At 51.4% G+C, this 11982-nt stretch carries 11 protein-coding genes, 2 tRNA genes and 2 rRNA genes (1 of these 15 cut by a window edge); 11 read left to right on the top strand and 4 right to left on the bottom strand.

Annotated elements, in window-relative coordinates; genetic code table 11:
• The 3 genes from AC5LIL_RS13060 to AC5LIL_RS13050 form a co-directional block, all read left to right on the top strand.
• Positions 1–2837: ribosomal RNA gene (locus tag AC5LIL_RS13060) — 23S ribosomal RNA — on the top strand (it extends 78 nt beyond the left edge of the window).
• A gap of 94 nt (positions 2838–2931) precedes the next feature.
• Positions 2932–3048: ribosomal RNA gene (gene rrf, locus AC5LIL_RS13055) — 5S ribosomal RNA — on the top strand.
• Positions 3049–3214: 166 nt separating this feature from the next.
• On the top strand, positions 3215–4153 hold the full coding sequence (locus AC5LIL_RS13050) for a hypothetical protein (protein WP_499824337.1): 939 nt from the start codon (positions 3215–3217) through the stop codon (positions 4151–4153).
• Between the two features lie 9 nt (positions 4154–4162).
• Here the strand turns inward: AC5LIL_RS13050 and AC5LIL_RS13045 are convergent, their stop codons facing one another.
• Positions 4163–4540 carry an HIT family protein gene (locus tag AC5LIL_RS13045; RefSeq protein ID WP_499824336.1) on the bottom strand — a complete coding sequence of 126 codons (378 nt, stop codon included), beginning with the start codon at positions 4538–4540 and terminating at the stop codon, positions 4163–4165.
• A gap of 50 nt (positions 4541–4590) precedes the next feature.
• Here AC5LIL_RS13045 and AC5LIL_RS13040 point away from each other — a divergent pair, with 50 nt between their 5' ends.
• The gene (locus tag AC5LIL_RS13040; RefSeq protein WP_499824335.1) at positions 4591–5232 is read left to right on the top strand and encodes a uridine kinase family protein; all 642 of its coding nucleotides are present in this window, start codon (positions 4591–4593) and stop codon (positions 5230–5232) included.
• Here the strand turns inward: AC5LIL_RS13040 and AC5LIL_RS13035 are convergent.
• Positions 5217–5999: a sporulation protein gene (locus tag AC5LIL_RS13035; protein WP_499824334.1), complete on the bottom strand. Its 783-nt coding sequence runs from the start codon at positions 5997–5999 to the stop codon at positions 5217–5219. The genes AC5LIL_RS13040 and AC5LIL_RS13035 overlap by 16 nt on opposite strands.
• Positions 6000–6137: 138 nt before the next feature.
• Between AC5LIL_RS13035 and AC5LIL_RS13030 the strand changes: the two genes are divergently transcribed.
• The 7 genes from AC5LIL_RS13030 to AC5LIL_RS13000 all read left to right on the top strand — a co-directional run bounded on the left by AC5LIL_RS13030 (position 6138) and on the right by AC5LIL_RS13000 (position 9576).
• Positions 6138–6214, top strand: a tRNA-Met gene (locus AC5LIL_RS13030).
• 25 nt (positions 6215–6239) lie between these two features.
• Positions 6240–6316: transfer RNA gene (locus AC5LIL_RS13025), tRNA-Met, on the top strand.
• Positions 6317–6419: 103 nt separating this feature from the next.
• Positions 6420–6869, top strand: coding sequence for a tRNA (adenosine(37)-N6)-threonylcarbamoyltransferase complex ATPase subunit type 1 TsaE (gene tsaE / locus AC5LIL_RS13020; protein WP_499824333.1), 450 nt, complete (start codon positions 6420–6422; stop codon positions 6867–6869).
• A complete protein-coding gene (tsaB, locus tag AC5LIL_RS13015; RefSeq protein ID WP_214697083.1) occupies positions 6866–7522 on the top strand; it encodes a tRNA (adenosine(37)-N6)-threonylcarbamoyltransferase complex dimerization subunit type 1 TsaB in 657 nt (218 codons plus the stop codon). The genes tsaE and tsaB overlap by 4 nt, the downstream gene beginning before the upstream one ends.
• Entirely contained in the window at positions 7515–7976 is a 462-nt protein-coding gene (rimI, locus tag AC5LIL_RS13010) for a ribosomal protein S18-alanine N-acetyltransferase (RefSeq protein ID WP_214761456.1), read from the top strand. The genes tsaB and rimI overlap by 8 nt, the downstream gene beginning before the upstream one ends.
• Positions 7973–8995, top strand: a complete 1023-nt coding sequence (gene tsaD, locus AC5LIL_RS13005; protein WP_274665514.1) for a tRNA (adenosine(37)-N6)-threonylcarbamoyltransferase complex transferase subunit TsaD — start codon at positions 7973–7975, stop codon at positions 8993–8995. The genes rimI and tsaD overlap by 4 nt, the downstream gene beginning before the upstream one ends.
• 14 nt (positions 8996–9009) lie before the next feature.
• Positions 9010–9576: a hypothetical protein gene (locus AC5LIL_RS13000; RefSeq protein WP_499824331.1), complete on the top strand. Its 567-nt coding sequence runs from the start codon at positions 9010–9012 to the stop codon at positions 9574–9576.
• A gap of 48 nt (positions 9577–9624) precedes the next feature.
• Here the strand turns inward: AC5LIL_RS13000 and AC5LIL_RS12995 are convergent, their stop codons facing one another.
• Complete coding sequence (locus tag AC5LIL_RS12995) at positions 9625–10032, bottom strand: hypothetical protein (protein ID WP_026824457.1); 408 nt, start codon at positions 10030–10032, stop codon at positions 9625–9627.
• Entirely contained in the window at positions 10029–11930 is a 1902-nt protein-coding gene (locus AC5LIL_RS12990) for an ABC-F family ATP-binding cassette domain-containing protein (RefSeq protein ID WP_499824330.1), read from the bottom strand. Before AC5LIL_RS12990 ends, AC5LIL_RS12995 begins: the two co-directional genes overlap by 4 nt.
• Positions 11931–11982: the final 52 nt, after the last annotated feature.

Raw genomic sequence — 11982 nt, 5'->3', positions numbered from 1 at the left:
TGGGGAGTGGTAAGTACACTTTGATCCAGAGATCTCCGAATGGGGGAACCCACCGCCGGGAGACTGGCGGGACACCCACGTGAATACATAGCGTGGCGTGAGGCACACCCGGGGAACTGAAACATCTAAGTACCCGGAGGAAGAGAAAGAAAATTCGATTCCCTGAGTAGCGGCGAGCGAAACGGGAACAGCCCAAACCAGGAAGCATGCTTCCTGGGGTTGTAGGACACTCTACACGGAGTTACAAAGGGATAGGGTAGGTGAACGACCTGGAAAGGTCGGCCAGAGAAGGTGACGGCCCTGTAGCCGAAACCCCATCCCCTCCAGAGTGGATCCTGAGTACGGCGGGACACGTGAAACCCCGTCGGAATCCGGGAGGACCATCTCCCAAGGCTAAATACTTCCTAGTGACCGATAGTGAACCAGTACCGTGAGGGAAAGGTGAAAAGCACCCCGGAAGGGGAGTGAAACAGATCCTGAAACCGTATGCCTACAAGTAGTCAGAGCCCGTTCACGGGTGATGGCGTGCCTTTTGTAGAATGAACCGGCGAGTTACGATGGCGGGCGAGGTTAAGCCGATGAGGCGGAGCCGCAGCGAAAGCGAGTCTGAACAGGGCGCATCAGTCCGTCGTCGTAGACCCGAAACCAGGTGATCTACCCATGTCCAGGATGAAGGTCAGGTAACACTGACTGGAGGTCCGAACCCACGCACGTTGAAAAGTGCGGGGATGAGGTGTGGGTAGCGGTGAAATGCCAATCGAACCTGGAGATAGCTGGTTCTCTCCGAAATAGCTTTAGGGCTAGCCTCGAGGTGAAGAGTTCTGGAGGTAGAGCACTGATTGGACTAGGGGCCCCCACAGGGTTACCGAATTCAGTCAAACTCCGAATGCCAGCAACTTGTACTCGGGAGTCAGACTGCGAGTGATAAGATCCGTAGTCGAGAGGGAAACAGCCCAGACCATCAGCTAAGGTCCCCAAGTGTATGTTAAGTGGAAAAGGATGTGGCGCTGCACAGACAACTAGGATGTTGGCTTAGAAGCAGCCACCATTCAAAGAGTGCGTAATAGCTCACTAGTCGAGTGGCGCCGCGCCGAAAATGTAACGGGGCTAAACATACCACCGAAGCTATGGATCCCGTAAGGGATGGTAGGAGAGCGTTCCAAGCAGCAGTGAAGCGGTATCGTGAGGAGCCGTGGAGCGCTTGGAAGTGAGAATGCCGGTGTGAGTAGCGAAAAGAGGGGTGAGAATCCCCTCCGTCGAAAGCCTAAGGTTTCCTGAGGAAGGCTCGTCCGCTCAGGGTTAGTCTGGACCTAAGCCGAGGCCGAAAGGCGTAGGCGATGGACAACAGGTCGATATTCCTGTACCGCCGTACCACCGTTTGAACGATGGGGGGACGCAGAAGGATAAGGTGACCGTGCGACTGGAAGTGCACGGACAAGCAGCGAGGCCGTCGGGTTGGCAAATCCGCCCGGCATTAAGGTTGAGCTGTGACGTGGAGCCCGTAGGGCGAAGCACCGGATTTCACGCTGCCAAGAAAAGCCTCTAGTGAGGAGGTCGGCGCCAGTACCGCAAACCGACACAGGTAGGCGAGATGAGAATTCTAAGACGCGCGGGATAACTCTCGTTAAGGAACTCGGCAAAATGGTCCCGTAACTTCGGGAGAAGGGACGCTTATGGCAACATAAGCCGCAGTGAATAGGCCCAAACGACTGTTTAGCAAAAACACAGGTCTCTGCTAAATCGCAAGATGAAGTATAGGGGCTGACGCCTGCCCGGTGCTGGAAGGTTAAGGGGATGTGTCATCGCAAGAGAAGCACTGAACCGAAGCCCCAGTAAACGGCGGCCGTAACTATAACGGTCCTAAGGTAGCGAAATTCCTTGTCGGGTAAGTTCCGACCCGCACGAAAGGCGTAACGATTTGGGCACTGTCTCAACGAGAGACCCGGTGAAATCATAGTACCTGTGAAGATGCAGGTTACCCGCGACAGGACGGAAAGACCCCATGGAGCTTTACTACAGCCTGATATTGAGGCTTTGTACGCGATGTACAGGATAGGTGGGAGTTTGTGAAGCCGGAGCGCCAGCTTCGGTGGAGACACCCTTGGGATACCACCCTTTGCGTATAGAGTCTCTAACTCGCAGCCGTTAATCCGGCTGGAGGACCGTGTCAGGCGGGTAGTTTGACTGGGGCGGTCGCCTCCTAAACAGTAACGGAGGCGCCCAAAGGTTCCCTCAGAATGGTTGGAAATCATTCGAAGAGTGCAAAGGCAGAAGGGAGCTTGACTGCGAGACCTACAAGTCGAGCAGGGACGAAAGTCGGGCTTAGTCGATCCGGTGGTTCCGCATGGAAGGGCCATCGCTCAACGGATAAAAGCTACCCTGGGGATAACAGGCTAATCTCCCCCAAGAGTCCACATCGACGGGGAGGTTTGGCACCTCGATGTCGGCTCATCGCATCCTGGGGCTGGAGTAGGTCCCAAGGGTTGGGCTGTTCGCCCATTAAAGCGGTACGCGAGCTGGGTTCAGAACGTCGTGAGACAGTTCGGTCCCTATCCGTCGTGGGCGCAGGAAATTTGAGGAGAGCTGTCCTTAGTACGAGAGGACCGGGATGGACGCACCGCTGGTGTACCAGTTGTTCCGCCAGGAGCATCGCTGGGTAGCTACGTGCGGACGGGATAAGTGCTGAAAGCATCTAAGCATGAAGCCCCCTCCGAGATGAGATTTCCCTTTGAGCAATCAAGAAAGACCCCTCAGAGACGATGAGGTAGATAGGTCATGGGTGGAAGCGTGGTGACACGTGGAGCTGAATGATACTAATCGGTCGAGGCTTTGATCTAGTCTAATGGTTTGTGTTGATGAATCCTCAGTTTTCAGGGAATAAACCCTAAACATTATTGACATGCGTATGACGTGGTGTTAATATTCATTTTGTCTGGTGGCGATAGCGAGACGGCCACACCCGTTCCCATGCCGAACACGGAAGTTAAGCGTCTCAGCGCCGAAAGTAGTTGGGGGATCTCCCCCTGTGAGGATAGGACGTTGCCAGGCAACAACAGAGAGGACGACCGAGCATACGCTCGGTCGTCTTTTTTGTTTCATTGAAACTTTATCTCTTCTTTCCTCGTAGTGAATATGAGAAAGAGGGGATTTTTTTATGAACAATATGTCTCCTTACAGTGATTCATCGGGGAAACAAAACGAGAGGGGAAGCATAATGAAAGATCTTCAGCAAATCCAATTAGACCTACAACAACGTATCGCCGAGCGTGATCGACTTGTCCGCAAACAAAAGACACTTGAAAAACAGCTAAAGGAACATGAAGCGGTACGGAAAGAATTATTGAATACATTTACGAAAGAACAGCGCGATGTTTACGATCTTGAGAGCTTTTCGCTCGTCAATACATGGCGAAAGTGGAGAGGGACATTTGATGAAGAACGTAAAAGGGAAGTAGAAGAAGCGGCTAGGGCCGAACTGAAATTACGGGAGCACGAGGCGATGATTGACGAATTGACGCTCGAACATCGTGATTTACAAGAAAAGCTTGAGACATATGAAGAAATCGATGCTGAGTGGGAGACATTCTTAGAAACAAAAGAAGCACATCTCACAAAAGATCCGACTGTCCAAAAAAATCTTCACCGTCTCACACGTCTACTAGCCGAGATGGATGAACTTCTCATTGAATATCGGGAAGCAATCATTGCGGGGAAAGCTGCGAGAGCGACGATTGCGAAGACACTCAAGCATTTAGATAGTGCGAAGGGTTGGTCAACGTATGACACGTTCTTCGGAGGAGGGTTGATTGCGACCGCGATGAAGCATGATGCTTTAGATGCTTCCGAACAGACGATGCATGAACTTCAATCGGCGTTGGAGCGTTTTTCCCGTGAATTAGCTGACGTGCAGGAAGTGGTCGAGGTGTTACATGTTGAGCGCGGCTCCCTCATTCAGTTTGCGGATTACTTCTTGGATGATATTTTCTCTGAATGGACGATGCACGGCAGAATCAATGAATCACTTGAACAAGTGAATGGACTGGATCGGGAAATCAGTCAGTTGATTACGCATATGACGACAAAAATGGAACAGTTGGGAGAAAGACTCGAAGAGGTTGGTGAAAAAAGAAGACAGCTCATCCTCACGCGATGAGCTGCTTATTTACTCCGGTCGTTTTAGCCAATGGCGTAGTCCTTTCCCTGCATGAGGACCTGTCTCGTAACGAGGAATGACGTGCAGATGGGCATGACGAACAGTTTGGTTTGATGCCGTGCCGACGTTCCAACCGAGCGTATATCCGTCAGGTTGAAACGCTTGATCAAGATGTTCCTTGGCCTGATGAAGTAATTCATATGTATGTTGCCATTCTAAAGGTGTTAAGTCGAATGTTGTCGCGCGGTGTGCTTTCGGGACAATCACACCCGAGCCGACGAGGACGTCCTGCTCATGGTCATGCATGAGAAAGTAACAAGAGTCATTCTCGGCAATAATGGTTTGATGTGGATCGAGTGTCGGGTGACAAAATGGACAAGTAGACATGAGATAGGTACACTTCCTTTCTATATCAAGTGTACCAAAGGGGGAGAATCATGGAACGACTCATCAATGAAATCGTGCAAAATGTGCAAACAGGAGAACGAACGCTGATTGCTATCTCCGGACATGGGGCAGCAGGAAAGTCGACGCTGGCCGAAAAATTACGGGAACGACTCGGTGATATAAACCTGCTTCACACAGATCCATACATCATCGATTCACAGTTACGGAAACAAACGATCCTCACATATCAACACGATGGAAAAACCCATCATTATAAGATGACGGCGTGTCATCCGGCTGCGCATCATCTGCTGTCACTCGAGCGTGACGTTCTTATGATTCGAGAGGGAATCGGCTTTTACACCATCGATGTCTCATATTTAGAACGTACGTGGATTGACCCGAAAAAAATGATTACGATTATTGAGGGCATGAGTGTCGCATTTCTGGATCTCTCTTCTTTTGACCAGTCGATTTATCTTTATACGGACGGAGAGACAGAATTTAGACGCAGAGCGAATCGTGATATCCAGGAACGAGGAATGGAAATGGATGACTTACGCGCCTCGCATGACGAGCGACGTCTTCAATATGAGTTGTTCATGCATCCGTATTGCCATCACTTCCAAACCATCGTCAATACGAGTGGGGATATGATTCAAATTGAAAAAACCGCTCATGAGGAGCGGTGACTGCGTAGCGTATCTTGAATGCCGAGACCGAGCTGTTCTTGCTCTCGTTCGAGTTGTTCCCAGGTGAGGGAGCGATGACGCAATTCGACGTCGGTCGCCATCGATTCGAGCGTGCGCTGAGTCTCGATATTGTCGAGCCAATAGTAGAGGTCGATCCCGTCTTCGTGGAGGCGCCAAAACGATTTGACGACCTCAAACTCGTCGGCCCACTCACCGATTGGCTTGAATCCATACTTTTCGACGAACGGATAAGGACGCTCTTCTCCGAGCGGGTCAATCACGTTCCGAACAAACATCGGTTCAAGTCCAGCATGAGCCGTTGCGTCGAGCAATCGTTTCAGTTCAGGCATCGGTTCGATTTCAATGTGTTCAATCACGTCAAACCAGACACGTTTCATGTCCTTGTCCCATAACGTTGCTTCCACGCTGTATGGGGCGCCAGCAGACGAAGGGGCATACATCGTCAATTCGAAGGAGAACGGAACATCTTCCTTCCCACCAGGTTCTAGTACGACAGTGAGTGGAATCGGGATCTCTTGGATGTCGGCTTCTCGATTGAACTCATTTCCTTCCATGGTGATGTCTTTAAATGTCGTCAAAAAGTTAAGTGTCAGTTCTTGTAACCGGACGACAGTCGTCGTCGGGTTGGATACGTGCAGGGTCCCGGTCACTATCTGCTTCGGAATGAGTGCTGCCGGGTCAAACGTGATGTCGGCTTCGATCTCCGAAAAGAACCATTTCTTGAATCGGTTTCCCCATTTGGACATGGCGGTCGCGCCCCTTTTCTCTAAATTCTATGCTGTTATACCTGTTCCCGATTCCATTTTTCAAAAAACATTGAGAAAAAGGTTGCTTTTTATAACTGTCTCACTTATTATAGAGGATGTCGAAACAATTCAAACCATCGCGGGGTGGAGCAGTCTGGTAGCTCGTCGGGCTCATAACCCGAAGGTCGTCGGTTCAAATCCGGCCCCCGCAACCAATTTTTATTTAATTTCATATGTCGTCGCGGGGTGGAGCAGTCTGGTAGCTCGTCGGGCTCATAACCCGAAGGTCGTTGGTTCAAATCCAGCCCCCGCAACCAATTTTTAAATGAGATAGCGAAACGATAGCGTTTCGTGTTTTTTTTTGCTTAAAATGAAGTGTACAATGAGTACGTATGAGAAGTGATAAAAGGAGAACCATTCATGTATACATTGATTACGCATTCTGCGGCGGAAACGCAGGCAGTGGCAGAACGTTTGGCCACGCTCGTCGAAGCAGGAACGGTCATCACGTTAAACGGTGACCTTGGTGCCGGCAAGACGACGTTCACACAAGGGTTCGCAAAAGGACTCGGTGTCACACGGAACGTCAACAGTCCGACCTTCACCATTATGAAACAATACAAAGGGCGCTTACCGCTCTATCATATGGATGTCTATCGACTCGAGGATACGGGGGATGACATCGGTCTTGAGGAATATATTAACGGTGACGGTGTCGCCATCGTAGAGTGGTCGAACTTGATCGAGTCTTCTCTTCCGGAAGAACGCTTGGCGATTACGATTGAACGGGTCAGTGATGAAGAACGGAAATTGACACTCGCTCCAACGGGTGAGCGTTACGTTCAAATCGTCAAGGAGGTGCTCGCATGAAGCAATTGATGATTGATACCGCGACGACACGTTTATCTGTCGCATTAAGTGAGGCTGGAGAAATTCAAGCAGAAGCGACGGTCATGGTCTCGAAAAACCATGCGGTCACACTCATGCCGATGATTGAACAACTCATGGCAGCTGTGAAATGGACTCCGAATATGCTCGAACGCATCGTTGTTACGACAGGTCCTGGGTCGTACACGGGGATTCGGATTGGAGTGACGACGGCGAAGACACTTGCTTATACGTTGAACATTCCACTAATCGGCGTGTCTGCCCTTCAACTCATGGCAGCGGCCCCGAATACGGACTTGCCTGTCGTATCATTAATTGACGCGCGACGCGGTAACGCCTATATCGGATATTATCAACAGAACAAGGCACTGACACACGATCAACATGCGTCTGTCGCCGACTGGCTACGACTGAATATTCAAGGACGTTTCCTCGTCGTTGGAGATGTCGAACCGTTCCGTGACGTGTTGAGTGAATATGAGTACGTCGAAGCACCGGCTGCACATCGTTACGGCCGCGCGAGTGATTTGGTCGTCTTTAGCGATGAGACAAGTGATGTCCATGCGTTTGAACCAGAGTATTTGCGACTCGCTGAAGCGGAAGCGAAATGGTTAGAGGGTCAAAACAATGGCTGACGTTAAAATTCGTCGAATGACGTGGCTCGATGTCGAAGAAGTGACGAAAGTCGAAGAAGCGTCGTTCTCCATTCCTTGGACAAAAGAGGCGTTCATGAACGAGATGCTTCGAAATGAACAGGCTATTTATTTTGTCGCGGTCCATGACAAACGGGTCGTCGGTTTTGTCGGAGTATGGCAAATCGTCGACGAAGGACACATCACGAACATTGCCGTCTTACCTGAATTTCGTGGACAAGGGATCGGCAATCAACTGTTAGCGGAACTTGTCGCGTTTGCCAAGTCAAAGGGGCTTGTCGGATTGACGTTAGAAGTCCGCGTGTCGAACGTAGGGGCGCAAAAACTGTATGAACAGTTTGGGTTTATGCAAGCGGGACGAAGAAGACGCTACTATCAGGATAATAATGAAGACGCCTATATTTATTGGGCGAAGTTAGGAAGTGACTCAGAATGAACACATCACTGATTCTCTCGATCGAGTCGAGCTGTGACGAGACGTCTGTTGCGCTCGTCAAAGACGGAAAGACGCTCTTGTCGAACGTCGTCTCTTCTCAAATTGAGAGCCATAAACGATTTGGTGGCGTCGTCCCTGAAGTGGCGTCTCGTCATCACGTGGAGCGGATCACGTATGTCATTGACGATGCGTTGAGCGAAGCAGGCGTGACGATGGAAGACGTCGATGCGGTCGCCGTCACACAAGGACCGGGTCTCGTCGGTGCCCTTCTCGTCGGGATTAGTGCGGCCAAAGCATTGTCGTTCGCCCATCAAAAACCGCTCATCGGCGTCCATCATATCGCGGGACACATTTACGCGAACGAACTCGTCGAAGAGATGGAGTTCCCACTCGTCTGTCTCGTTGTCTCGGGTGGACATACAGAACTCGTCTATATGCCAGAACACGGTGTCTTCGAAGTCATCGGGGAGACACGTGACGACGCAGCAGGTGAGGCATACGATAAGGTCGCGCGCACGCTCAGTCTCCCATATCCGGGAGGTCCTGCGATTGACCGCTTGGCAGCGGTTGGGGAAGATACGTACAACTTCCCACGTGTTCGTCTCGAACCGGGTAGCTTCGACTTCAGCTTTAGTGGCTTGAAGTCATCGGTCATCAACGCCGTACACAATGCGGAGCAACGTGGGGAGACGGTCATTCCGGAAAACTTGGCAGCGAGTTTTCAAGCAAGTGTCGTCGAAGTGCTCGTTGAGAAAGCGATTCGCGCTGTAAAAGAAAAAGGAGCGAAGCAATTGCTCGTTGCTGGTGGTGTCGCGGCAAACCGTGGACTTCGCGCAGCGCTTCAAGAAGCGACTGCTGCTGAAGGGATTCAACTTGTCATCCCACCACTCGATCTTTGTGGAGACAATGCCGGCATGATTGGGGTCGCGGCACATCACGCGTATGTGCGCGGGAAGCGCGATACACTAGCGATGAATGCGGTTCCTGGGTTATCCTTAGAAGAGAGCATGACAGTCTAGGGGGAAATAGAGACATGACGAAACGCATCATCATTGGAGGACTCATCGTACTACTCGTCGTCGCGACGTTTTTACAAGTACGAGAAATCATCCGCGCTTACAATATCGCCTATCAAGAGGAAATTGTGCCAAAAGAGACACGAGTGAAGTCGTTGACTGGAGAAGAGTCATTAGAGGGTATTGGTCGTGTGACCGGAGAGAATACGCTCATCGAGTCATTGTATGGTTACACAAGTGTCATCGACCAAGAGCCAGAGCGTGTGATCGTCGTTGATCGTAATCTCGGCGTTCAGCCAAAAGCAAGCGATGCTTACTATGAAATTGAGCGGGGTCGCGAGGCAACAGAAGAAGAGGCTGCGAAGTTTGATGATTTGATCGAGGAGCTCGACGAACAGCAACTGTTCGCACAAGTCATCTCGACACACGAGGCACGCTATGTGACGAATGACGAAAAATCGATGACGTTCTATAAAGTGTTCACACGTGACGTCGATACGAACGAGGCGGTCTTCTTTATCGCTGAGGACGGGACGAAGCTCGATTTCCATACGGTAGGATTCCAACCGTTACGATACTTTTAAGATAAAGAGAGGCCAGCGTATTAAAAACGCTGACCTCTTTTTTGCTGTTCACGCTTTCGGTTGTCGATAATTCTCCCGATGCCACGTGTTGATGCGGCTCACGATGAACACGAGAAGGGCGAGGATCCACATGAAGAGCGTCTCTTCATAAAAGTGGGCCCACACTGATCCCGGTGCATAGAACGTGTGAACCGTCACATCGACCGGCCAGACGACGATACGGATGAAGAGTGTGCTCATGAGCAGGCCACTGAAAAGACTGAGTAGAATCCCTGGCCACGTCTGAATGATGAAGCCGATCACGACCGGTAAAAAGTAAAAAAGAATAGAAGGGACAATCGTCGGCTCCCCGCGGATGAGTTCAGATACGAACTCGGTCCCGGTTGGCACGATATAGGCCAGTCCCGTGAGGAACGCTTGAATGAACTCGATTCGCATGGCACGTGTACGCATCATGTATGGAGTTCCTCCCATTCCGCATAGAGTGCGGTGATTGATTCTTTCGCTGCGTCCGATTCGGTCGACAACTCCTGGGCACGGGCGAAGTCGTTGAAGACGTCCGGCTCACAAAGCAACTGTTCAATCTCGTCGAGACGATTCTCATGTTGCTCAATCGCTTGCTCAATCTCTTCGATGCGCTGTTTGATTCGGCGCTCTTCCCGTTGTTGTTCCTTATCGGCACGCTGTTTTTTCACGACGACCTGCTTCGTCTCTTCACGGGCGAGTCGTGCGAGTTCTTCGAGCTCTTCTTTCTTCTCGACGTAGTACGAGTAGTCACCGAGATATTCATCGATGCCGTTCGGCGTGATTTCTAACACACGCGTCGCGAGACGGTCGATGAAGTAGCGGTCGTGCGAGACGAAGAGAATCGTACCTGGATAGTCGAGAAGGGCGTTCTCTAAGATCATCTTCGAGTCGAGGTCCAAGTGGTTCGTCGGCTCGTCCAAAATGAGGAGGTTCGGTTGCTCAAGCTTCAGCTTGGCCAACGTGAGACGTGCGCGTTCGCCACCGGATAGTTCATGGACACGCTTCATGACGTCATCCCCGCTGAAGAGGAACTGTCCGAGAAGGCTGCGTACTTCTTGCTCGCGCATGAGCGGCCAGTCGTTCCAAATCTCGTCGATGACACGGTTCGCGTCCGACAAGTTTTGTTGTTCCTGGTCGTAATAACCGATCTCGACGCCGGTTCCGTAACGAATCTCACCCGTGAGGGCGGCTTGTTGTTTCGTCAATACTTTGAGAAGTGTCGACTTTCCGACCCCGTTCGGACCCACGAGAGCGACGGATTCCCCGCGTTGTAGCTGGAAACGGAGATTTTGGGCAATCGGTTCTTCATACCCGATGGCGAGGTCACTCGCGCTCAACACATCGTTCCCGCTCTGTCGTTTGATGGAGAACGAGAGGACAGCACTGCGTTCGTCACCGTCCGGAGCATCGAGGCGGTCGACTTTCTCCAGACGCTTCCGTACGCTTTGCGCCCGTTTCGTCGTCGTCGCCCGGGCGATGTTTCGCTGAATGAAGTCCTGCATCTTGGCAATCTCTTCTTGTTGCGACTCAAACTGCTTCTTCTCTTGTTCGTAGAGAGCGGCCTTTTGTTCGAGATACTTCGTGTAGTTCCCGACGAAGCGGCGGCTCCGATGACGTGACAGCTCATAGACAACCGAGACGACGCGGTCGAGGAAGTAGCGGTCGTGGGAGACGATGAGGACGGCACCTTTATAGCCGCTCAAGTACTTCTCAAGCCAGGCGAGCGTCTCGATGTCCAAATGGTTCGTCGGCTCGTCCAAGATGAGCAGGTCGGGACTTTGAAGGAGCATCTTCGCCAAGGCGAGACGCGTCCGTTGTCCCCCGGAGAGCGTGTCGATCCGACGTTCGAAGTCGTCCGGATAGAAGCGCATCCCGTGAAGGACCGAGCGGATGGTTGCTTCATACTGGTAACCACCGCGCTCTTTGAACGTGTGCTGCTCTTCATCGTAAGAGGAGAGGAGGCGTTCGTACGCAGCGGCGTCGTTTAGAATCCGTTCGGATCCCATGTCGGCCTCCATGCGACGGAGCGTCTTCTCTTGCTCGATCAAGTCCGTGAAGACGGTGAGCATCTCGTTCCAGATCGTCTCGTCGGATTCGAGCCCTGAGTCTTGGGCGAGATAGCCGATGGTGACGTCTTTTGGTTTCATGATGTCCCCGGAGTCATAGTTGTATTCACCGGCGATGACTTTCAAAAGCGTCGACTTCCCGGCCCCGTTTCGGCCGACGAGGGCGACGCGTTCGCCTTCCTGGATTTCGAGTTTGACGTTTTCTAAAATCGGCTCGACGCCGAAGGATTTGGATAAGTTATTGACTTGCAGTAGGATCAAGTGAAAAACCCCTTTCTCTCTATTTAGTATACTGTATTTTTCAGCGATTTTA

Source organism: Exiguobacterium sp. RM11 (assembly GCF_059821525.1).
This window is presented reverse-complemented; position numbering and strand designations above follow the sequence as displayed.